20 protein-coding genes and 3 pseudogenes are annotated in these 20603 nt (G+C 60.1%); 9 read left to right on the forward strand and 14 right to left on the reverse strand.

The window, feature by feature from the left end:
* Nucleotides 1-22: 22 nt before the first annotated feature.
* The 5 genes from IVB22_RS16565 to IVB22_RS16585 form a co-directional block, all read right to left on the reverse strand.
* Nucleotides 23-433, reverse strand: coding sequence for a hypothetical protein (locus IVB22_RS16565; RefSeq protein WP_247518389.1), 411 nt, complete (start codon nucleotides 431-433; stop codon nucleotides 23-25).
* A gap of 312 nt (nucleotides 434-745) precedes the next feature.
* Nucleotides 746-955 carry a DUF6496 domain-containing protein gene (locus IVB22_RS16570; protein WP_256467424.1) on the reverse strand — a complete coding sequence of 70 codons (210 nt, stop codon included), beginning with the start codon at nucleotides 953-955 and terminating at the stop codon, nucleotides 746-748.
* Nucleotides 956-1120: 165 nt separating this feature from the next.
* Complete coding sequence (locus tag IVB22_RS16575) at nucleotides 1121-1360, reverse strand: hypothetical protein (RefSeq protein ID WP_247518390.1); 240 nt, start codon at nucleotides 1358-1360, stop codon at nucleotides 1121-1123.
* Between the two features lie 35 nt (nucleotides 1361-1395).
* Complete coding sequence (locus tag IVB22_RS16580) at nucleotides 1396-1575, reverse strand: hypothetical protein (RefSeq protein ID WP_247518391.1); 180 nt, start codon at nucleotides 1573-1575, stop codon at nucleotides 1396-1398.
* Between the two features lie 708 nt (nucleotides 1576-2283).
* Nucleotides 2284-3300, reverse strand: a complete 1017-nt coding sequence (locus tag IVB22_RS16585; protein ID WP_247518561.1) for an ATP-dependent DNA ligase — start codon at nucleotides 3298-3300, stop codon at nucleotides 2284-2286.
* A 50-nt stretch (nucleotides 3301-3350) separates the two neighbouring features.
* Here IVB22_RS16585 and ligD point away from each other — a divergent pair, with 50 nt between their 5' ends.
* Nucleotides 3351-6044 (forward strand): DNA ligase D, encoded by a 2694-nt coding sequence (ligD, locus tag IVB22_RS16590; protein WP_247518392.1) that lies wholly within the window; start codon nucleotides 3351-3353, stop codon nucleotides 6042-6044.
* Between the two features lie 50 nt (nucleotides 6045-6094).
* On the opposite strand, the gene IVB22_RS16595 is transcribed toward ligD, so the two are convergent.
* Nucleotides 6095-6880, reverse strand: coding sequence for an SDR family oxidoreductase (locus IVB22_RS16595; RefSeq protein ID WP_247518393.1), 786 nt, complete (start codon nucleotides 6878-6880; stop codon nucleotides 6095-6097).
* 129 nt (nucleotides 6881-7009) lie between these two features.
* On the opposite strand from IVB22_RS16595, the gene IVB22_RS16600 reads away from it, so the two are divergent.
* The 4 genes from IVB22_RS16600 (at nucleotide 7010) to IVB22_RS16615 (ending at nucleotide 10370) form a co-directional block, all read left to right on the forward strand.
* Nucleotides 7010-8185 carry a zinc-dependent alcohol dehydrogenase gene (locus IVB22_RS16600; RefSeq protein ID WP_247518394.1) on the forward strand — a complete coding sequence of 392 codons (1176 nt, stop codon included), beginning with the start codon at nucleotides 7010-7012 and terminating at the stop codon, nucleotides 8183-8185.
* A gap of 13 nt (nucleotides 8186-8198) precedes the next feature.
* Entirely contained in the window at nucleotides 8199-8378 is a 180-nt protein-coding gene (locus tag IVB22_RS16605) for a CsbD family protein (RefSeq protein ID WP_247518395.1), read from the forward strand.
* A gap of 14 nt (nucleotides 8379-8392) precedes the next feature.
* Entirely contained in the window at nucleotides 8393-9514 is a 1122-nt protein-coding gene (locus IVB22_RS16610; protein WP_247518396.1) for a DUF305 domain-containing protein, read from the forward strand.
* Nucleotides 9515-9734: 220 nt separating this feature from the next.
* Entirely contained in the window at nucleotides 9735-10370 is a 636-nt protein-coding gene (locus IVB22_RS16615; protein ID WP_247518397.1) for a LysE family translocator, read from the forward strand.
* Between the two features lie 149 nt (nucleotides 10371-10519).
* On the opposite strand, the pseudogene IVB22_RS16620 reads toward IVB22_RS16615, so the two are convergent.
* Nucleotides 10520-10742: pseudogene (locus IVB22_RS16620) on the reverse strand (pirin-like C-terminal cupin domain-containing protein); the annotation flags it as partial.
* Nucleotides 10743-10872: 130 nt separating this feature from the next.
* On the opposite strand from IVB22_RS16620, the gene IVB22_RS16625 reads away from it, so the two are divergent.
* Complete coding sequence (locus IVB22_RS16625) at nucleotides 10873-11046, forward strand: hypothetical protein (protein WP_247518398.1); 174 nt, start codon at nucleotides 10873-10875, stop codon at nucleotides 11044-11046.
* A gap of 680 nt (nucleotides 11047-11726) precedes the next feature.
* Here the strand turns inward: IVB22_RS16625 and IVB22_RS16630 are convergent.
* The 4 genes and pseudogenes from IVB22_RS16630 to dinB form a co-directional block, all read right to left on the reverse strand.
* A pseudogene (locus IVB22_RS16630) lies at nucleotides 11727-11963 on the reverse strand (DUF1810 domain-containing protein); the annotation flags it as partial.
* Nucleotides 11960-12411: pseudogene (locus tag IVB22_RS16635) on the reverse strand (NUDIX domain-containing protein). The pseudogenes IVB22_RS16630 and IVB22_RS16635, both read right to left, overlap by 4 nt.
* A gap of 43 nt (nucleotides 12412-12454) precedes the next feature.
* The gene (locus tag IVB22_RS16640; RefSeq protein ID WP_247518399.1) at nucleotides 12455-13165 is read right to left on the reverse strand and encodes a haloacid dehalogenase type II; all 711 of its coding nucleotides are present in this window, start codon (nucleotides 13163-13165) and stop codon (nucleotides 12455-12457) included.
* A 137-nt stretch (nucleotides 13166-13302) separates the two neighbouring features.
* On the reverse strand, nucleotides 13303-14382 hold the full coding sequence (dinB, locus tag IVB22_RS16645) for a DNA polymerase IV (RefSeq protein ID WP_247518400.1): 1080 nt from the start codon (nucleotides 14380-14382) through the stop codon (nucleotides 13303-13305).
* Between the two features lie 106 nt (nucleotides 14383-14488).
* Here dinB and IVB22_RS16650 point away from each other — a divergent pair, with 106 nt between their 5' ends.
* Nucleotides 14489-16693 (forward strand): exonuclease domain-containing protein, encoded by a 2205-nt coding sequence (locus IVB22_RS16650; RefSeq protein ID WP_247518401.1) that lies wholly within the window; start codon nucleotides 14489-14491, stop codon nucleotides 16691-16693.
* Nucleotides 16694-16741: 48 nt separating this feature from the next.
* Here IVB22_RS16650 and IVB22_RS16655 read toward each other — a convergent pair whose 3' ends face one another.
* Genes IVB22_RS16655 through IVB22_RS16665 form a run of 3 tightly spaced genes read right to left on the reverse strand, consistent with a single transcriptional unit; the run spans nucleotide 16742 to nucleotide 19194 of the window.
* Nucleotides 16742-17305: an MOSC domain-containing protein gene (locus IVB22_RS16655; RefSeq protein WP_247518402.1), complete on the reverse strand. Its 564-nt coding sequence runs from the start codon at nucleotides 17303-17305 to the stop codon at nucleotides 16742-16744.
* Nucleotides 17305-18987 (reverse strand): DNA polymerase/3'-5' exonuclease PolX, encoded by a 1683-nt coding sequence (locus IVB22_RS16660; RefSeq protein ID WP_247518403.1) that lies wholly within the window; start codon nucleotides 18985-18987, stop codon nucleotides 17305-17307. The genes IVB22_RS16655 and IVB22_RS16660 overlap by 1 nt, the downstream gene beginning before the upstream one ends.
* Nucleotides 18988-19194 carry a hypothetical protein gene (locus IVB22_RS16665; protein ID WP_247518404.1) on the reverse strand — a complete coding sequence of 69 codons (207 nt, stop codon included), beginning with the start codon at nucleotides 19192-19194 and terminating at the stop codon, nucleotides 18988-18990.
* 374 nt (nucleotides 19195-19568) lie between these two features.
* Here IVB22_RS16665 and IVB22_RS16670 point away from each other — a divergent pair, with 374 nt between their 5' ends.
* Nucleotides 19569-20072 (forward strand): NUDIX domain-containing protein, encoded by a 504-nt coding sequence (locus IVB22_RS16670; protein ID WP_247518405.1) that lies wholly within the window; start codon nucleotides 19569-19571, stop codon nucleotides 20070-20072.
* Nucleotides 20069-20527: a metallophosphoesterase family protein gene (locus IVB22_RS16675; RefSeq protein ID WP_247518406.1), complete on the forward strand. Its 459-nt coding sequence runs from the start codon at nucleotides 20069-20071 to the stop codon at nucleotides 20525-20527. The genes IVB22_RS16670 and IVB22_RS16675 overlap by 4 nt, the downstream gene beginning before the upstream one ends.
* Nucleotides 20528-20603: the final 76 nt, after the last annotated feature.

Raw genomic sequence — 20603 nt, forward strand, 5'->3', positions numbered from 1 at the left:
GATGAATCAGTATCTTCCATGGTTACTGATTATCGCCGGGATCGTTGCTCTTGCAGCGGTGATCTACTGGCGAATGACCTATGTCGTATCTGATTGAGTCCGCACATCGTCGGGCGGAGATTTGGCTTTTGGCGAAAGGGCGAGTCCAAATGAAGCGAGAGATCACGACATCTCCAAACACATGTTTCTCGGTCGTTTCGTCCACCTCAGCCGATGCAAATGCGGGGCTGTGCCAGTCACGGCCCTGCAAGTCATGACGCGTCGCCAACGCGCGCGCCTCATCTTCCATGTAGGCCGCAACGACGGCAACCGCCCGCGCAGCCCGCAGGCGATACAATCGATTAGTTTCCCGAACGCCAAACGGCGCTGTCGGCGTTAAGTCAGCACCGACCTTGGGTATCGCGACATCGTTTTTTGGATCGTATTCCACCATTTGCTCGCCCGCTGCTGGGCGCGGCGCCCGTCACGGGGGTCCAGGCACACCGAGCCTGGAAGCATTTCACGCTCCCTTAGGAACTTCGGCATGCCGCCGGTTGTTTAGAGTGACCTATGAGGCAGGCAGATGCCGACGGAGCGGCAAGCCAGATGAAACGGAAATCCGTACCAGCCAAGGGCTTGAGACTATCTCGCGCGCGCAACCTCAGGGGCCAAAAGCCCCGCAGGCTCGATGAATCCGGTTCGGACGAACTGCTGGATGACTGGATGGTCTCCGCTCCAGCAGCTGATCCGTCATCTGACTGAAGCGCTATGATTTCTTTGATCGCTTCTTCTTCGGGACCTTGGCGCCTTTCTTTCGCGCTTCCGAAAGCCCGATAGCGATCGCCTGCTTCTTGCTTTTGACTTTCCGACCGGATCTTCCACTCCTAAGCGTTCCGGCCTTTCGCTTTTTCATGGCTCGGCCGACCTTCTTCGCCGCACCTTTGGAATATTTCCGCTTCTTTGCCTTCTTAGCCATGCACCGATCCGTCAACTGATTTTGTTCAAGCAACCAATGGGAACTCGCAGTTGGGACAAAGGTTCATTTCATCCACACAGGAATGGCTGTCCGAGAAGGGATAACGACTAGCCCAAAATCCGGCGGACCAATCCGCCGGAGCATAGGGATTCCTTTCAGTTAACTTCAGCCGCTCTTCTCCGCACTATCAACGCCTTCCCGATGGATTTCGATTCCGGCATCGTCGACCACAGAGACGAAGCAGCCCTTGCCAAGATATTCTTGCCGCGTTTCCGCAATATCGATGGCAAGACGTTTTGCGACGGCAAAAGCCTGGTCTCTATCGTTCACTGGCTCGCCGGTTGGATGCGCCAATCCGTTCTGATCCACCAGATTAAAATGAAATTTCCTGTTGTCGCCCGCCATCCCGGACTATCTCCTCAATGCACATTGGCGGATGCCTACGGACCGCCTGCGACCGAACCGGCGACGACCATGATCAGGGCATCGAGATCTATTTTGCCGTTGACGTAGAGATCGGGGGTATCGCTCACGCTAAGCGTTTGCGGCCTGTCGGCGGCCTGCCGCTTCAACTCGCCAACGATTGCTTCTTTCAGCTTTTCATCCAGGGTCGACGGCATTTCGGTCTCCGTATCTCCCGCTTCTCGGCCATAGCCAAAACCGGCAGGCGCGTTCACGATGCCCTCGTCGTTCCCACGCCCAACCTTTCTGCGTTCCATCTCAATCCATTGGTAGAAACGCCGTTCCTAACGCGACGGAGAAACATGGTCCCGGTGCACGCAATCGCCGATGCGTCCTGCCGGATCCGATAGCGCGCGGCGGAACATTTTTGCTGATTCCGTCGTTAGATCGCCACTTGACGGAGGATTTCAATGGCAAGAGCAGCATGGAAGCGGCCCGGCTCGCCGATCGGCAAGAAGGGTCCGCGGAAAGTAAACCCCTCGTACAAACGTCGGTCACGGCAGCCCTGGTCGACGACGGACGTGAACAAGCTGAAGCAACTCGCAAAGGGCAACACCCCGACCGGCGTGATGAGCGTTAAACTTCAACGGCCAATTGCGGCGATCCGCAGCAAGGCCCAGCGTGAGGGGATGTCTCTCAGGCCGGTGAATCGTTCGCCCTATAACCGAAGAGCGAAAGCCCCCAAAAGAGGTTAGGCTGCGCCGCCGGGTAACGACCTGACACGACGTCGCTTATATTGCCTGGCGGTCCCACCCTTCTCACACTCAGCATCTCTCGCACTCAGCATCAACCCGGAAGGGCATTGCAATTCCTTGCGCTCGTGACGCGACATTATCGTCCACAAAAGCGTCCGGCCGAACGCAACCCTAGCCTCGCTTGCGGAGCAACGTTGCCGGCAGCACCGACTTCTGCTGGAGCTGCTCCATGGTGCATTGTCGCGGTTTCTTGTCGGGCCGCCAGCGCAGGACGGTCGTGCCGTGCCGAAAGCGCCCCCCGGTGAAATGGTCGTAGGACACCTCGACGACAAATTTCGGCTTGAGCGGCTGCCATTCCGCCGACCGCCTGGTCGACCAGCGGCTTGGGCCACCAGGGGCATTCCCGGTAAAGCTGCGGTCGCTGGCGATGGCCTCCAGTTTATCCGTCAGCGCCGCCTTCTGTGCCGATTTAAGCCCTGAGCTAAAGCCCACATGATTCAACCGGCCTTCGACGTCGTAGAGCCCCAGCAAGAGTGAACCCACTACTTTGCGTCCGCCAGCGCGTTTTTCCCCGTAACGAAATCCTCCGATCACGCAGTCCGCGGAGCGCATGCGTTTGATCTTTTGCATGCCGTCGCGATTGCCGGCTTGATATGGAAGATCAACGCGTTTGGCGATGACGCCATCGCTCCCGCCTCCCGCTGAATCGAGCCACCGCTTCGCGTCAGCGTAATTCCGGCTCGCCGGTGAAAGTCGGAAGACCTGATCGTTCTTGAAATGCCGTTTGGCGAACCGTTCGAGCGCCGGTCGCCTTTTCGTGAGCGGCAGCGTCACCAGATCGTTCGCGCCACAGCGAAGAAGATCGAACGCAAGGAATACTGCCGGTGTCTCGTCGGCGAGGCGCTTGATGCGGCTCGCCGCGGGATGAATTCGCTGTAACAGGTCGTCGAAGGAAAACCGTTCGCCGACCGGAATCACCAATTCGCCATCCAGCGTGAATTGCGTCTCACCAATGCCTTTCGCTACAATCACCACTTCGGGAAAATAGCGGGCAAGGTCGCGTCCGGACTTGGACTGCATCCGAACGCGGTCGCCGCGGCGGATCAGCAGGCAACGGAAGCCATCCCATTTCGGCTCATATTGCCACTCGGCTCCGCGCGGCAGGCTGTCGACCGAACGGGCCTCCATCGCGAGCACGACTGCCTCCTCCGCGCGAACTCCTGAACTGGAACTTTAACATGGGCGCCGGCTTTCTGTTCCAGAAGCGATCGGAGAGGCCTGTGGTCAAGAAATTGCTCGCCCGCTACCAAGCCAAGCGGGACTTTGAAAAGACGAGCGAGCCGCGCGGCACCAAGCCCGTCAAGGCTTCGAAACGCCTGCGTTTTGTCGTTCAGAAGCATGCAGCCTCTCGCCTGCATTACGATCTCCGTCTCGAAATCGACGGTGTTTTCAAATCGTGGGCGGTGACGAAAGGACCTTCGCTCGATCCCGCTGACAAGCGTCTTGCCGTCGAAGTCGAGGATCACCCGCTTGATTATGGTGATTTCGAAGGCACAATCCCGAAAGGCCAATATGGCGGCGGCACCGTGATGTTGTGGGACCATGGCTATTGGGAATGCGAAGAACCGCAGGAAAGCTACCGCAAGGGAAAGCTCGACTTTTCACTTGAGGGAGACAAGCTCACTGGAGGCTGGATTCTCACACGCATGCGGCCGCGTCATGGTGAGAAACGTACCAACTGGCTTCTGATCAAACATCGCGACGAAGCATCTCGCGAAGGCAAGAAAAACACCATTCTCGAAGACGATCGTTCGGTGGCCTCCGGTCGTTCCATGGCCGAGATTACGCAAGGAAAGGGCAAAGGCCCCAGACCCTTCCTGAGCGCCACTCGCGCGAGGCGGCCGGCCAAGGCAATATGGCGTTCAAAAAGTGCCGCTGCCTCTGCACCCGCGCCGGTTAAGCGCTCATCAGCCAAACCAGCCAAGCGCGGCAAGAACACGCCGTCCAGCGGACATCTTCCGGCATTCATAGCGCCGCAGCTGTGTACCTCGGTCGATCGTCCTCCTTCGGGAAATGCATGGGTCCACGAGATCAAGTTCGACGGTTACCGGATCCAGATGCGCGTCGCCGGCGGCCAGGTTACGCTCAAGACCCGCAAGGGTCTCGATTGGACAAGAAAGTTCCCGGCGATCGCGAGAGCCGCCGCTAGTCTGCCTGACTGCCTGATCGACGGTGAAATCGTGGCACTGGATCATCGCGGCTCGCCCGACTTCGCGGGATTGCAGGCAGCGTTGTCGGAGGAAAAGACCGATGACCTGATCTTCTATGCGTTCGATCTGATGTTTGAACGCGACATGGATCTTCGCCGGAAAGCACTAGGCGAACGAAAGCAGGCCCTGCAGAAACTGTTGGTGAAGACATTCGGAAAGAAGGAACAGGAGATCCGCTATGTCGAGCATTTTGAAAGTGGCGGCGATGCCGTGCTGAAGTCGGCCTGTCGTATGTCGCTTGAGGGCATCATTTCGAAGGAATTGAATACGCCCTATATATCCGGCCGGACTGCCCATTGGACCAAGGCCAAATGCCGGGCTGGGCACGAGGTCGTCATCGGCGGCTGGAACAGCAATGGCTCGACATTTCGCTCGCTGATGGCTGGAGTCTATCGGGGTAACCACCTTGTCTATGTCGGCAACATTGGCACGGGCTATGGCGGCGATAAGGTGAGCCGTCTCATACCGAGGCTGAAGCCGCTGGCCTCGGACGTTAATCCCTTCGGCGGGAAAGACGCACCCAGGAAGAAAACTGGCATGCACTGGCTCAAGCCTGCCCTCGTCGCCGAGATCGAATTCGCGGGCTGGACCGGGTCAGGCATGATCCGCCAAGCCGCCTTCAAGGGCTTGCGGGAGGATAGACCAGCCACAGAGGTGGAGGCCGAAACACCGGCCCCGCTCGAGACAGTCGAGGTCCCCAAACCTGTTACAAAGCGGGCAAGCGTTCGCAAGCCTGCAGCAAACGACGTCGTCATGGGCGTGCCGCTAAGCCGGCCAGACAAAGTGCTCTGGCCTGACGATGGCGAAGGGGCGATAACCAAACTGGAGCTCGCCGAATACTACGCGGAGGTCGGCGCATGGATGATGGGCCATTTGAAAGGCCGCCCCTGCTCCGTTATCCGCGCCCCTGATGGCATAGGCGGCGAACGCTTCTTTCAGCGGCACGCCATGAAAGGCGGCTCGAACCTGTTGGAGCAAGTGTCGGTCGGCGGCGACCGCAAACCATACATTCAAATCGATCGCATCGAGGGACTCGCAGCGGTAGCGCAGAGCGCCGGCGTTGAGCTTCATCCGTGGAATAATCAACCGGGCGACCCCGCTCTTCCCGGTCGCCTTGTGTTCGATCTAGACCCCGCGCCCGACGTTGAATTCGATCGGGTTATTGAGGCAGCCCTGGAGCTCAGGGATCGATTAGCGCGGCTTGGTTTGGTCTCTTTCTGCAAAACCACAGGCGGCAAAGGGTTGCATGTGGTGACGCCGTTGGCACGGCCACGAAAAGGCGAGAAGCTTGACTGGCCAACGGCAAAGAACTTTTCTCGCGATGTGTCCGCGGCCATGGCCTCGGACTCGCCCGATCGCTTCCTTGTCAACATGTCCAAAGCGAAGCGAACGGGAAAGATCTTCCTTGACTATCTTCGAAATGACCGTTTCTCGACCGCGGTCGCACCGCTGTCGCCGCGTGGCAGGCCGCATGCTCCCGTCTCGATGCCGCTGACATGGGCGCAGGTGCGCAGGGGTCTCAATCCGCTGAAGTACACGCTTAAATCGGTCCCCCAATTGCTGAAGAAATCAAAAGCGTGGAATGATTATTGCGAATGCGAACGGCCGCTTAGCGGGGCGATTTCGCAGTTAAAAAATGGCGTAATCAAGCTCGCTGCGTAGCAGCCGTCGCAACCTTCTTTATGTCGATCTCCCCGCGCAGCGGCCGTGATTCAGGATTTTGCGGTTCCGGGTTCCGCCATCTGGCGGTGTTGCTTGGCCAACCGCTCGGCTGGCGTCACATTGGCGACCGCCGACTGTATTTTGTTTTTGAGTCCACTAACAACATCGCCTTCGCCTTTCATCATCGCGTCGAAGCCGGTTTTGGCGACCATCGCGGCGTCATCCTTTGCTTCCGAGCCTACCTTGGTATCGAGCATATCAGCACGCGCGAAAAATTCGGTTTCGGTGGCGCCCGGCATCAGGCAGGTGACACTCACCTTGGTGTCGCGCAATTCTTCACGCAGTGCGAAGGAAAAGGAATTCAGATAGGACTTGGTCGCGTTGTAGACCGCCTGGAAACTGCCAGGCGTAAATCCGGCGATCGAGCCTGTGATCAGGATACGGCCTTGGTTGGCCTGGCGCATATCTCGGCCCACTTTATGGATCAGATAGGTCGTACCGGTTACGTTGGTATCGATGACTTCCCGGGCTCGCGGCCATTCCTGGTCGAGGAAGGCGTGGCCGAGCCCGCGACCGGCGTTGGCCATCAACACATTCACCGGTCTGCCCTTGGCCGCTGCGTAAAGCTGATCGACGCCTTCCGTGGTAGCGAGGTCGACGTGCAGGGCCTCAATGGCGCCGGCATCCTTTTCATTTCGAAGCTTCTGGGCCGCGTCGTGAATCTCGGGTTCGTCAGCAGCTATCAGCAAGTCATAGCCTTCCCGGGCACAGAGCCGCGCGAGTTCGAAGCCGATACCGGTTGAAGCTCCAGTCACGATAGCCAGTTGTCCAGCCATACGGCGTCTCCGATGACTCTAGATTGTTTCCGTCTTTAATGAACTCGGCACCGCAGCGTTCCTAACTTTCGTTTGGAACCGAGCGCGGGAAGGACACTTTATCTAAGTGGACTTACCTGGAGCACCCGTATGAAAGCCCTCACCTGGCATGGCAAAAGCGACGTCCGATGTGAATCGGTACCCGATCCAAAAATCCAGGACGGGCGCGATGCGATCATCAAGGTGACCGCCTGTGCCATTTGCGGTTCGGATTTGCACCTGTTCGACGGCATCATGCCAACCATGGAAAGAGGTGACGTGCTCGGCCATGAGACGATGGGCGAAGTAGTTGAGGTCGGCAAGGACAACAAGAAACTGAAAGTCGGCGACCGGGTCGTAGTGCCCTTTACGATCTCGTGCGGCGAATGCTTCTTTTGCAGGAAAGGCTTCTATTCGGGCTGCGAGCGCTCCAATCCAAATGCCAAGGAAGCCGAGAAGATGTGGGGCCATTCGCCTGCCGGTCTGTTCGGATACTCGCACATGCTTGGCGGCTTCGCAGGCGGCCAGGCGGAATACATGCGGGTTCCGTACGCGGATGTGGGCCCCTACAAGGTGCCGGAAGGCTTAACCGACGAACAGGTGCTGTTTCTGTCGGATATTTTTCCGACCGGCTACATGGCGGCCGATTTCTGCAATTTGAAAGGCGGCGAGACGGTTGCGGTGTGGGGCTGCGGCCCCGTCGGCCAGTTCGCAATCAAAAGTGCCTTCCTGCTCGGCGCAGATCGGGTGATTGCGATCGACACGGTGCCCGAGCGCTTGGCTCTGGCGCAACAGTCGGGAGCCACCACGCTCGATTTCATGAAAGAGGACATTTATGACCGCATCCAGGAATTGACGGAAGGCCGCGGCGCCGATGCCTGCATCGATGCAGTCGGCACGGAGCCCGAGACCAAAGCCAGCATGGATTCAGTCATGGATCGTATCAAAGTAGCGACATTCATGGGCACCGACCGGCCACATGTCCTGCGCCAAGCCATCCAATGCTGCCGCAACTTCGGTACGGTTTCGATCGTCGGCGTCTACGGCGGCATGCTGGACAAGATTCCAATGGGCAGCGCGATCAATCGAGGCCTCACCTTCAAAATGGCGCAGACACCGGTCCAGCATTACATGCCGAAGCTGATGGAGCGGATCGAAAAGGAAGAAATTGATCCATCCTTTGTCATCACGCACCGCGCCGCCCTTGAGGAAGGGCCGGAGCTCTACAAGATGTTCCGGGCGAAAAAGGACGGCTGTATCAAGGTCGTCATGAAGCCGTTCGGATAAGGAGGCCGTGGTTATGGCCAAGGCAAAATCCGTCAAGAACGAAATCGCCGGCAAAGCGAAGCGCCTTGTGGGTGAGGTTCTGGGTGACCAGAAACTTCACGACGAAGGCAATGCGCAGGAACGCCAGGGCCGCGAAGAGCGCAACGAGCCGGCCGACTTCAAGCCTTTTGGCAACCTCGACAAATTGACCTGAGGATGCGCAAATCCTTGGTCGCCGTCATGTCGACGCCAAAATCGAATTGGCTCGCAGCCGTCGAACTCGGTCTGGTCAGCAGCACATTCTCCACCATCGTCAGCCACCTATTTGCCGCTCGGATTGGACGCGACGCGGCGGTCGACTGGATGACGGTTGCAGCGATCCCGGCCCGTGACTGGGCCATCAGCACCGAGCCTTCCTGGAGCTCGATTTTAATCGGGATCGCATTCCATCAATGGGCCGATTTCTCCTGGGCGCTGGTGTTTTTCGGCGTGCTCGGGCGCTGGACCGCCGGGCTTCGGCCGCTGACGATTTTTTTGCTGGCGATGCCGTGGGCGGTATTCACGTCGGCGACTGAATGGCTCTTGCTGGTGCCACTGTTGCCATTCTGGCAGCCCCTCTTCACGCTGCAACAACCCTACTGGATAGGGTTGTTGGTCCATATGAGCTCGGCCGCAATGTATCCCGTTTTCAGCTGGCTGCGCTATCCACTCGGCCGCGCACCGAACACGACCGATGTCGTTACCGCCAAGGCCTGGGGCACGGCGGCACTGGCAACAATCGCCGTGCTGACAGGCCTGGCGATTTTCGCTTCGCTCGACCGCGAGTTGCCATGGATGGGCGCCGACCAGCAATCCGACCAGAATTATATGCGCCATATGACAACGCACCATGCCCAAGGAATCGAGTTGGCAAATCTCGCCGTCAGCCGTGCCCGCGACCCGCATCTTCGTTCACTTAGCATGCTGATGGTCGCGAGCCAAACTGGAGAAGTCAGAATTTTCGAGCGTTGGTGGCGCAGCTGGTTCGATGCGTCGATGCCGCTATGCTCGGCGTCCGAACTCGCGGCCATGCCAGATCTGCTTTCCGACGGTCAAATGCAGCAGATCAAATCGGCTGCGCCAGACCAATTCGATACCCTGTTCATCCATCTCATGAGCATCCATCACGCCGGCGCAGTGAAGATGGCCGATCAAGCCTGGCGTGGGCAAGGCGATCCTCGGCTCCGCGTTATGGCGCACGCGATCCGTCACGGACAGCAGGGCGAGATCTACCTCATGCACAGTGCCAGCGGGTTTGATGCGGTCTACGCCTCACTCCGGAATATGATCGCGGACAACGTCAATCGTTGATTCTTGCTAGTCCAGCCGGAATTGGAACCTATTCATCTGCACGCGATTGTCGCTTTTGTTCATAGCGAACGGTTCGCGGTGCGTATTCTGGTTCTGCTCGTGTGCATCTCGCGCCTTGAGGGACGCCAGCGGGAGGAGCGCCAGTTGCGGCTCGATCCTCCAATCGCGACGCTGCCGAGCGATGTCACCGCACACAAACCTAGGACACCACGGACTGCTCATGGACTCCGCCCTCTGGATAGCGTTCGTCGGGACGGTCATCGTGATGCAGATGCCTCCAGGGCCGGACAGCATGCTGGTGATGGCGCGCGGAATCGGACAAGGGCGTCTAGTTGCGCTGTTCACCGTGTTGGGGATGACAGCCGGTGCGGGCATGGTGCAACTGCCGTTGCTCGCGCTCGGTGTCTCGTCTCTCGTGAGAGCATCCCCGTTTGCATTCGCGATGCTTCAATGGTTAGGAGCTGCCTATCTCGTTTGGATAGGACTACGGCTAGTCTTCAGGACCAAGGACATGCCAGTCCAGCAGATCGTGCACGGAATTAGCCCGTTTGTAGCGGCCCGAGAAGGAATGATCGCCAACTTGATTAATCCTTGGCCCATTACGTTTATGGTCGCCTTCCTTCCGCAGTTCATAGATGCGCATGCCGGTTCCGTAGGTCTGCAACTCCTCGTGTTAGGCGCTACTCAGAAAATGACGGGTGCATTGGTGTTGGGCGCCTATGCCGTGGCATCTGGCAGCCTCGGTTCTTGGATCATGAAGCGACCTCGTGTGAGGCTCTGGCAACAGCGGGTCGCAGGCTTTTTCATCGTTGGTCTTGGCATTCGAATGGCTCTTGGTGGCGGTGCCAGCCGCTAGTTGGCCTGGAACTAGCCGCAACAGCCTTAGTCGCACGCCCATTATTGCGTTGAAACGACCGAATATGATGGAGCCGTCATCGACAGTGTTATCGAGCGACTAGCGAAAGACAAACTGCCGTCCCCTTGCCGGCGCCGGTCATTCCGGAAGGGAATGTGCTCATCCCGATCATCGACCGGGAGATCGAAACGCTGCCCCCAGTCCTCGGCGCGCCATTCGGCCTTCGGTTCTTCGATGCGGTCCTTCGAGGAGGCGACGAAGTTCCACCCAGATATAGCGCGGTCCGCTGAGCGGTGCGCCGCCGAGGATCATCAGCCGTACACCTCGTCCGCCGGCCGCGACGGTGATCCTGTCACCAGACCTGAAGACCATCGTCCAATCCCGGATATGGAGTCGAACTCTCCGGTGGGTCGCAGTCGGATGTCTTGCAGGTGAGGGCCGTGGGCATCGGGATTCCGGCGGAAACGCGTGACCCGGGGCGGGATCGCGACATGGAAACGTTATGGTGTGTGGCGAATTCGAACGCCTGCAGTCGCTGGTCGCGAAATCAGGAGGAAATCTCTCGATCGAAAGCGCCCGTCCCGTGGGCCAATACCCGCTAAAAGTCGTGGCGGATCTCGGGCATTCGCAAGTTCACGACGACGTCGCAACGATCCGTCATCTCACGCGCAAGTAAGAATTGCGGCGCTCGCGGCAAAGCTCGAGGCGCCCTCGCAAGAGACGCAGAGGGGACTTCCTCCGGCGCGATTCTACCCCCGACGCCGATGCGCGGCGCCTCGGCGCATTGCGACCGTTTCCGACCTGGCCGGCTGACGGAAGATCCGGCGCTGGCCGCGGGGCCCCGCCGGCCGCGCCGGGCGGCGCCGGGCCGGGCCCGGTCCGCCGCGGCGGGGTCTGCGGCCCGCACTAGTCTAGTTTCCAGAGGACTCGTGTCAAAGAATTCGATTTTTCAAGGATTCAATTTTCAAGGACTCGTTCTTCAAGGATTCGAAATTGACGCGCTTTCAAGGATTCAATTTTTAAGGACTCGATTTCAAGGATTCGAATTCACGAAGTTCGAGTCCTTGAAAACTCAAATCCTTGGAATTCGGTTTCCAAGGACTCGAATTCCCGAACCCCGCCGCCGGACGCCAGCGGCGGCACGCGCCGGGCCGGGCGGCGCGCCGGCCGCGCGCTAAAGGCGGGAAGCCGGGACCGACCGGTCGAACGGCCTCCGCGCATCGCCGCCCTGCTGGTCACTCGTCGGAGCCGCATGTCCGTGCGCTCGCGCGGCGGCAGCCGGTCGCGGGCGCGACGCGGGCCCCGGACCCGGCGAGACCAGATCGAATGCTTAAGATACCGGATGGCATCGCCTTCCGTGCATTCCTTAAGCCGGAATCCGAGGACGGCATGGCCAAGATAGGCCACGGCCTCTCCCCGAGAGGCGATTGCGAAGCGTTGGGCCATCGCGCTATGTCCGAGTCCGGCAACCTGCGGGAAGATGAACCACATCCAATGGCTTTGCTTCTGGCTGCGGCGCAATTCGGCGAGGACCCGCGCGTAGATTGGCGTCTGCGCATCGAGGAAGCGCTGGAGATCGAAGGCGTCCGTCATGGCGCGCTCCTTCCACGTTGGTTAACGAATGCGGCGAGCCGATCGAGAAGTGGACGCTGGCGCTCGAGAATCTTTGCATGGGCGGATGGCAGGTCGAACCACTGGCGCGATCTATCTCAGGAAAACTCTTCATCCGTCCGCCTTTCGGCGGCCATTCGATTTCGAAAGTGTTGCTTCTTATGGTCTGGACGTCGACATCGCCTTCGACGGCGAACGCAATCACCCGCTTGCCGCCACGCTGGCGAATCTCGCCGAGCGAATCCAGCGGCCCCAAGTGGGCGAGGCCGGTTTCCTCCATGAACTCGCGGCGCGCAGCAGCTTCGGCGTCCTCGCCTTCATCCATCTCGCCCTTGGGGATCGACCATGCCCCTTCATCCTTCTTGCGCCAGTAGGGGCCGCCTGGATGCACCAGGAGCACCTCCAGGTCTTCACCGGCTCGCCGGTACATTAAGATCCCCGCACTCGGTACGGACCGGCGCCGGGATTTCAGGTCAGACAACGATGCCTTCCGCGTCGCTGCCGACTTCCGGTAACAAGGACGACAGGTCAGGCACTTCGAGGTCGGGTACCTCGGTCAGCAGCCGGGCGGAGCGGCCGCGCCGGCGCACCCAGACGGTCGCGCAGCCGAGCCGCCGTGCGGGCGAGATTTCTGTGACGCCCTCTGCGACATGGGCGACCTGATGCCCTTTTACCCCGAGACGCCCGAGCGCCAGCTCGAAGATGGCCTGGTCCGGCTTGTAGCACCGCGCTGCCTGCGCCGTGACGACGCAATCGAAGAAGACACCGAGCTGCGGCACGGTGGTCTTGAACAGGTCGTCGTCAATGTTGGAGATTATAGCGAGCCTGTAGCGCGCCTCGAGGGCGCGTAGCGCGCGCACGGTGTCGGGGAACGGTCGCCATGACGCGACCGATACCGCGAGCTCCTCTCGCTCAGCGTACCCGACTGGGAAGCCGAAGCGCCGCCCGAAGCGCTCGACCACGTCGGCAAGCACCGTGCGATACGACCTGTAGGGCGGCTCACACAGCGGTGCCTCGATGTCTTGGAAGGTCGCGACGATTTCGTCGTCCGACTGGGCAATCCCATATCGTGCCAGCAACGGCCTCAGCACGTCGATCACGCCCGCTTCCCAGTCGATCAGCGTGCCGTAGCAATCAAAGGTGAGGGTGGTGACGCGGGTGAGATCGAGGGGAGACCCTGACACTTTGCTGGTTCCTACACTGGGAGCGCGAGCTCTCCGAAGAGATTTCGCTAGAGTCGGGGTCCAAACAGACAGCCTGTCTTACCGGAATTAAGCATTTATATCGCCCGGAGCCGTGAGTGATATGGTGGGCGTGGGCTTCATAGTTTAAGCGCGATTTGCGCTGGATCGTCGGTATCCTCCCCGACAAACCCGGAGACTGACACGCCGAGCAGTCTGACGGGTTTCTTCATCGGGAAGAGTGCTATCAACAATTCGGTTATCACGTTCGCCAACTCCTCGCGGCGCACGACCGGAGCGACAACCGTTCGGCTCCTTGAGATCAACTCGAAGTCGGCGAATTTCACCTTGAGCGTCACCGTCCGGCCGCGCGTGCCCTTATTCTCGCAATGGCGCCAGACCTTGTCGATCAACGGCTGCAGTTCCGACACCATCGCCTCGAACTCGGTGAGGTCGGTGAAGAATGTATTTTCGGCACCGACGGATTTCCGGATTCTGTCGGGCCGAACTTCGCAGTTATCGATGCCGCGCGAGATCCAGAAGTAGTAGCTGCCGGCCTTGCCGAAATTCGCCTGCATGAATTCGAGGGACTGGTTGCGCATGTCGAGGCCGGTGTGGAGACCGAGAGAGTTCATCTTCGCGCTGGTCGCCGGCCCGATACCGTGGAATTTGCCGACCGGCAGCGTCTCGACGAACGCTGCCCCCATCTCCGGCGTGATGACGTACTGGCCGTTCGGTTTGCGGTGGTCGGAAGCGAGCTTCGCCAGGAACTTGTTGTAGGAGATGCCGGCCGAGGCGTTGAGGCCGGTCACCTCCTTGATCTTCGCGCGGATCGCGAGCGCGACGTCGCGCGCCAGCGGAATTCCCCGCAGGTTCTCCGTGACGTCGAGATAGGCTTCGTCGAGCGATAGCGGCTCGATGATCGGCGTGTGCTCGGCGAATATCTCGCGGATCTGCTGCGATACCGCCTTGTAGACCTCGAAGCGCGGCTTGACGAAGATCAGGTCCGGACACTGCCTTTTGGCCGTCACCGACGGCATCGCCGACCTGACGCCGAACTTGCGGGCTTCGTAGCTGGCTGCCGCCACGACGCCGCGCTCGCGGGATCCGCCGACGGCGACCGGCTTGCCGCGGAGATCCGGATTGTCCCGCTGCTCGACCGACGCGTAGAAGGCGTCCATGTCGACGTGAATGATCTTCCGCTGACGGGTTTCGTCCATTGCACTCCAGTGATTTGCGGCCGCCTCGAGCGGACCTTGACAAATCGGCCTGCTTTAGAACAAAGATAGAACATCTCCGGCGCAGCGGCAACCGACTGCGCGTGGCATGGCGCTCTTGCGTGTGATCCAGGAAGGCCCAAGGGCGCTGCGGATGAAACGGCCGGATCTACCTATCTATTATTACCACGACCATTTCGTCGAGATGCTCGCGTTCGTCAGAGCTACCTACGGCTCGATCCTGACGGATGAGCACGAGGCCTTCGTCACGCGTTTCCAGCATCTTTCCAAGGATGCGCAATGCCTGCTGATCCGGATGGTCAATCGGCGGGGTACGATCTTCAATCGGTCGCTCTTCAGGTACGCTGAGATTTCGGATCTGGAACGCGCGGTCGACGACCTATTGGCGTGCGGCCAAGCGCGATTTCTCAGGGACGAGGACTATTCCGCGTTCCTGGCGTGCCTGCCAAAGGACGTCCTGCTCTCCGGTGCGAAGGCGGCGGGCCGGACGGACGTCCGCGTCTCATGGCCGAAAGCGAAGCTGGCCGATTATTTTTTGGCGCAGGTTCCTTTTGAGGTCGCCGCCGAGCATTGTACCGCGTCGAAGTTCATCGCGTTGGACGACATTCGGCCGCTCGAGTTCCTGCTTTACCTCTACTTCGGCAAGACCGAGAACGACTTGAAGAACTTCGCGCTGCGTGATCTGGGAATCATGCGGACCAACAAGGCCACTTCGTTCAAGGCCCGTTTCACGGATGGCGACGAGGCACGGGCTTGCTTTCATTATAGCCGCCTCCTCGATCGGCTCGAAGTCAAATCGTTGACCATCTACCAGGATGCAGTCACCGACATCTTCGGCGGGCCCGGTTGCTCTAGCGATTATGCCGCTGATCTCCGCAGTCGCGCCGCCTGGCTGGTCGGTCAGTTTTTCGAGAAGAGGGCTGAAACGGATCTCGCCAGGCAGCTTTATCGTGCGGATTCGTCGCCGGAATGCAATGAGCGGTTGGTCCGCCTGCTTTACGGCGCCGGAGATAAGGAGGACGCGGAAGATCTGCTGCGGCGGATGATCGACGATCCGGCCAGCGACGGCGAATTTGTCTTCGCTACTGATTTCTATTCTCGGAAATTCGGCGGTCGCCGGACTGGATCGTGCACCGATCTGCTTCGCGCGGGAGTCACTCTCACGGTCGATGACGTTTTCCGCGGCAACCCGGAAGGGGGTGTCGCCGGTGTGATGCGCCGCCGGGGCTACCGGGTTTTCTTCGCGGAAAATACACTTTGGCATTCGCTGTTCGGGTTGCTGTTTTGGGACGAGCTTTTCGAGTCCGAGCTGCTTCCCAGCAGTTTCGATTGGGTGCCTCATTGCCTCAAGGACCGAAGCTTCGCGCGTCGGTTTGCCGCCCAGATTGACGACAAGCTGGATGCCGTTCGATCCGGAAGTGCTCTCAATCTGCTGCTACGCCCGCTTGCGGCAAACTGGGGCCGTCCGAACGGCATCTTCGCCTGGGATCATGTCGACGTCGACGCGTTGCGGCTGCTGCTGTCGGGAACCAGCGGGGAAGGAATCGCGACGATCGTCCGCTCGTTATGCCAGAACTTTCGCGACATGCGGGACGGATTCCCGGATCTCATGCTGGAGAAGGACGGCACCGTCTCATTCATGGAGATTAAAGCCGAGGGCGACGTTATCCGACGCAATCAACTCACGCGGTTGAAACAGCTTGGGAACGCCGGCATCCGTGCGGAAATCGGGAGGGTCGATTACCGCTTCGACCCCGAGCAGGATTATGTCGTGGTCGACGTGGAGACGACCGGCAGTTGGGCGGCGGGGGATCGGATAACGGAAATCGGCGCGGTTAAAGTTCGCAACCATCAGGTCGTCGACGAATGGCATTCCCTGTTGAATCCGCAGCGGACCATTCCGGCAAGAATAACGCAGATCACGAACATCACGAACGAGATGGTTCGCGATGCGCCGATATTCGCGGAAGTCGCGGACAGCTTCATGCAGTTCATGGGCGACGGTATCTTCGTCGCGCACAACGTCAATTTCGACTACTGTTTCATCAGCTACGAATATGAACGGCTTGAGCGCCGCTTTCGTTTTCCGAAGCTATGCACCGTCGCAGGAATGCGTCGGCGCTATCCGGGGCATAAGTCATATAGCCTTGGAAAACTCTGTGAATTCTACGGGATCGAACTCAAAACGCACCACCGTGCGCTGTGCGATGCCCGTGCAACGGGCCATCTTCTAAACCTTATCAATCAAAAGCGTGAAGCAGCCCTGCCGTCAGCACTTGAAGACGCGGCCTAAGGGCGAGAATCTATAAATTTGGAGCGGCCGGTGGACGTGCGCTTACTATTACAGAGCCGGCAAGGCGCGAAACCGGGACGACGGTAGCCGAACCCGCGCGGCGTCGCCGGCCGCGACCGGTCCGCCGGACCGTACCACGCCCAGCACCCCACATTTGAACGGAGGGCCCGTTTCATCCGACGAGAGCACCTGCCGTTTTAAGCCCGCCTGGAAACGGTCGATGAGGACACACGGCGTCCGGAGGCCGGTCAGCTCGATCATCGCCATGGGTCCGAGCTCAATCAGCGTCCCGAGCGGCATCCGCTCGAGGTCCAGGCCGGTTGTCGTGATATTCTCGCCCAGGTCACCCGCTGCGACCTCGAAGCCCGCTTCCGAGAGGGATCTAAAGAGCTCGGACGGGATCAAGTGGACCTGTCTGAGATTGGGTACGCGGGGCCGGCGGCGGGCCAGATAACGGTGTCGGACAAATGAACCTGCGTGTGCGTCGCCTTCGACGCCATGGCCTTCCAACAGCACGATCCGATCCCGAGTTTGCTTGCTGAAGCGGTGACCGCCATCGGCGGCGACCGCGACCACAGTGCCCTCCAATGAGAGCGCGTCCTGCTGCGTCATCAGGCCGCCCGGGCGAGCGAGCGCCGCTTCTGACGGAGGTATCGCGTGATTTCCGGAAGAGGCATCGCGTTGAGGACGCGGTCGGCGGGGACACCGCCCTTGCGCGCCATCGCGACGCCCCAGTGCATGTGGTCGAGCTCGGGGATCGAGTGCGCGTCCGGATTGATGCTGAGCATGCAGCCGAACTCAAGGGCGGCCTGGTGCCAGCGCCAATCCAGATCGAGCCGCCATGGATGAGCGTTGATCTCGACAACGACGTCATGCTTGGCGCAGGCACGCAGCACTTTCTCGATGTCGATTTCGTAGCCTGGCCGCCGCTGGAGCTGGCGCCCGGTCATGTGTCCGATGATGTTAGTATGAGGATGCGAGATGGCCCGAAGCAGGCGCAAAGTCTGTGCTTTACCGTCCAATTTGAATCGGCCATGGATGCTCGCGACCACAAAATCGAAGCCTTCCAACACGTCGTTTTCATAATCGAGCGATCCGTCCGCCAAAATGTCGGACTCGATGCCTTTGAGGATCCGAAAATCTTTGCCGAAGCGCTTGTTCAAGCGGTCCGCTTCCCGGTGCTGCTGCGCGATCTCGTCGACCGAGAGACCACCGGCGTAGTGCGCGGACTTTGAATGGTCGGCGACGCCGAAATACTCAAAACCGCGCTGACGCGTAGCTTTGGCCATTGCCTCCAGGGTCTCGGTGCCGTCGGAGGCATCCGTGTGGCAGTGAAGGATCCCGCGCAGGTCCTGGTCGTTAACGAGCTTCGGCAACTTGCCCTTCAGAGCAAGCTCGACCTCGCCGCGCCCCTCCCGGAGTTCGGGATCGATGAAGGGCAGGCCGAGGGCGCGATAGATCTCGGTTTCGTCGCCGGCGATCAGGGAGCGGCCCTTGTGCAAGCCGTCGGCCTCTAACCGCATTTCCTTCTCGGCAGCCAACGCCTGGAGCTGGGCAACGTGAGCGGCAGAGCCGGTGGCGAAGAGAAGGGCAGCGCCGAAGTGCTTTCGGTCGGTCAAGCGGATCTGCAATCCATCGGCCAGGGACGCCTTCGACGTTTTGGCTACCTTGGGCGCTTCTGCGACGATCATGAGTTCACCGACGAGTTCGCAGCCTCGGCGGAAGTCGCCTGCGACTGCAACGCGCTTGAGCTCGGGCCGGGCCTTACGGAGCGAATCCTTGGCGTGCGCGAGAAGAGCGGCGGCTCGATGCAGGTGGAGGCGACCTTCTCCGTTTTTTGCGATGGCCAAGTTCTGTAGGATCTTGGTCTGCAGCGCAGCGCCTAATCCTTTGGCCTTCTTGACGCGATCGTCTTTGGCCGCGGCTTCCAGCTCGGCGAGCGAGGCGATGCCGAGATCCTTGTAGAGACGCAGCACTTTTTCGGGGCGGAGACCTGGCACGGCAAGCAACTCGAGCACTCCCTCGGGGATCTCCTTCCGGAGCTTTTCAAGACTCGGATGAGTACCCGATTTGCTAAGCTTGGTGATGATGTCAGCTATGGCATCGCCGACCCCGGGTATCTCCGTAAGCCGGTCTTCGGCGACGAGCACATGCAGAGGTACAGCGAGCGCCGTCAAACTATCGGCGGCGCGCCCATAGGCTTTGGCCCTATAGGGGTTGCCGCCGCGCAACGCGGTTCGCTGCGCGTACTCTCGCAGGAGACTTGCTATGGCGCGAGCGTCGAGGGAGGGCACTCAACGAGCCTCCCGTCCGGCGTTCTGGCGCCTCGGCGGGTCAAAGCGACCTTGAACAGTCGAACCGACATCCGCCCCACCTTCGACGGATCGCTCAAGCTTCTGCGCTACCCGGAAGTCCTCGAGATGCTGCGTGTTCGGGCTATAAGCGGCTTCTTTCTTGAGCAGATTATAGATGCGGCCGGCCATTAGCTGCAGACGCTTCATCCTGCCATGCGGCATTGATCGCGCCTTGCCAAGAGCTCGGACGGCGTACGCCCGGAAGTAGTCAAATGCGTCCGACATATTGATAAAACGCCAGCTCTGACCTTTAGTTCTGTCGGCGGTCGTGAGAATCGTAGGCGGCCTGCTCCGGGGTTCACGCCCGGAACTGGCGGGAGCCCGCGGTCGGCGGCTCGTTTGGAACCCCTCACCGCGGGAGCTTGGCGTCCTCCGGCATTGCAGAAAGTCGGCGCGCTGAGGTGTATCCAAGGCCCGCTGCGCTACTGTGCTGCTTCGAACGATCTCTGCCGCGGAATCAGCGTCGTCCCGTCTCCTCCGCCGTTGCTCGGCGCTCGATTGCTCTGCAGAATGGAAGCGATATGGCTGCGCTGAAAACCACCTCCGGAAGATCGACAACGAGCGCGGGCGTTCTGGCCTACCGGAAAGGCGCTCGCGGGCTCGAGGTCCTGCTCGTTCACCCCGGCGGTCCGTTCTGGCGCAAGAAAGATGGTGGTGCCTGGTCTATTCCGAAGGGCGAAATGGATGGCGCTGATGCTCCAGAACAGGTCGCGCGGCGTGAGTTTGCCGAGGAGCTCGGCCCGAGCGCTTCGATTGGTCCACTCCGGCCGCTGGGGGAGATCCGACAGCGAGGAGGGAAGCGCGTCGTCGCATTCGCTGGCGAGGGCGATTTTGACCCGGCGGCGCTGACCAGCAATACCTTCGAGATCGAATGGCCGCCACGAAGCGGTCGACGGCAGAGCTTTCCCGAAGTCGACCGCGCGGAATGGTTCAATATCGAGTTCGCGCGGACGAAGATGCTGTCCGGGCAGGTAGAGCTTCTCGATCGTCTTGTGGCGATCGCGGTTGAGAGCGCCGGGAAATGACGTTCAGGATTGGAATCATTTCGGACACGCACGGCCTGTTGAGGCCCGAGGCGGAACGAGGCCTGGCGGGCGTCGATCACATCATTCATGCCGGCGACATCGGGCGCCCCGAGATCGTCGACGCGCTTCGCCGGATCGCGCCTGTCACGGCCATCCGTGGAAACGTGGACAGCGGCGAGTGGGCCCACCAATATCCCGACACGAAACTCGTGCGCCTGGCGGGAAAGTCGATCTATGTTCTGCACGACCTGAAGACGCTGCAGGCCGATCCCGGCGTCGACGTCATCATCTCTGGGCATTCCCACGTGCCGAAGATCGACACCGTCGGCGGGGTGCTTTACCTCAATCCCGGCAGCGCGGGACGGCGGCGCTTCAAGCTGCCTATCACGCTTGCGACGCTTGAAGTCACGCCTGCGGGCATGCGACCGGCAATCCACGACCTTGGAGGCAGCTAGACTCGCTATCGCGGCAGGGAATTCACAGCGGAGAGGCGAATGCATAAATTCGTTCCGTCCGCCGGCTACGCAGAAA

This window comes from Bradyrhizobium sp. 190 (assembly GCF_023073415.1).
Lineage (GTDB): Bacteria > Pseudomonadota > Alphaproteobacteria > Rhizobiales > Xanthobacteraceae > Bradyrhizobium.

Bases quoted from the DNA above. Each gene is read 5' to 3' on its own strand.
- IVB22_RS16565 (WP_247518389.1), bottom strand. From the start codon at position 433: ATGGTGGAATACGATCCAAAAAACGATGTCGCGATACCCAAGGTCGGT.
- IVB22_RS16570 (WP_256467424.1), bottom strand. From the start codon at position 955: ATGGCTAAGAAGGCAAAGAAGCGGAAATATTCCAAAGGTGCGGCGAAG.
- IVB22_RS16575 (WP_247518390.1), bottom strand. From the start codon at position 1,360: ATGGCGGGCGACAACAGGAAATTTCATTTTAATCTGGTGGATCAGAAC.
- IVB22_RS16580 (WP_247518391.1), bottom strand. From the start codon at position 1,575: ATGCCGTCGACCCTGGATGAAAAGCTGAAAGAAGCAATCGTTGGCGAG.
- IVB22_RS16585 (WP_247518561.1), bottom strand. From the start codon at position 3,300: ATGGAGGCCCGTTCGGTCGACAGCCTGCCGCGCGGAGCCGAGTGGCAA.
- ligD (WP_247518392.1), top strand. From the start codon at position 3,351: ATGGGCGCCGGCTTTCTGTTCCAGAAGCGATCGGAGAGGCCTGTGGTC.
- IVB22_RS16595 (WP_247518393.1), bottom strand. From the start codon at position 6,880: ATGGCTGGACAACTGGCTATCGTGACTGGAGCTTCAACCGGTATCGGC.
- IVB22_RS16600 (WP_247518394.1), top strand. From the start codon at position 7,010: ATGAAAGCCCTCACCTGGCATGGCAAAAGCGACGTCCGATGTGAATCG.
- IVB22_RS16605 (WP_247518395.1), top strand. From the start codon at position 8,199: ATGGCCAAGGCAAAATCCGTCAAGAACGAAATCGCCGGCAAAGCGAAG.
- IVB22_RS16615 (WP_247518397.1), top strand. From the start codon at position 9,735: ATGGACTCCGCCCTCTGGATAGCGTTCGTCGGGACGGTCATCGTGATG.
- IVB22_RS16625 (WP_247518398.1), top strand. From the start codon at position 10,873: ATGGTGTGTGGCGAATTCGAACGCCTGCAGTCGCTGGTCGCGAAATCA.
- dinB (WP_247518400.1), bottom strand. From the start codon at position 14,382: ATGGACGAAACCCGTCAGCGGAAGATCATTCACGTCGACATGGACGCC.
- IVB22_RS16650 (WP_247518401.1), top strand. From the start codon at position 14,489: ATGGCGCTCTTGCGTGTGATCCAGGAAGGCCCAAGGGCGCTGCGGATG.
- IVB22_RS16655 (WP_247518402.1), bottom strand. From the start codon at position 17,305: ATGACGCAGCAGGACGCGCTCTCATTGGAGGGCACTGTGGTCGCGGTC.
- IVB22_RS16665 (WP_247518404.1), bottom strand. From the start codon at position 19,194: ATGAAGCGTCTGCAGCTAATGGCCGGCCGCATCTATAATCTGCTCAAG.
- IVB22_RS16670 (WP_247518405.1), top strand. From the start codon at position 19,569: ATGGCTGCGCTGAAAACCACCTCCGGAAGATCGACAACGAGCGCGGGC.
- IVB22_RS16675 (WP_247518406.1), top strand. From the start codon at position 20,069: ATGACGTTCAGGATTGGAATCATTTCGGACACGCACGGCCTGTTGAGG.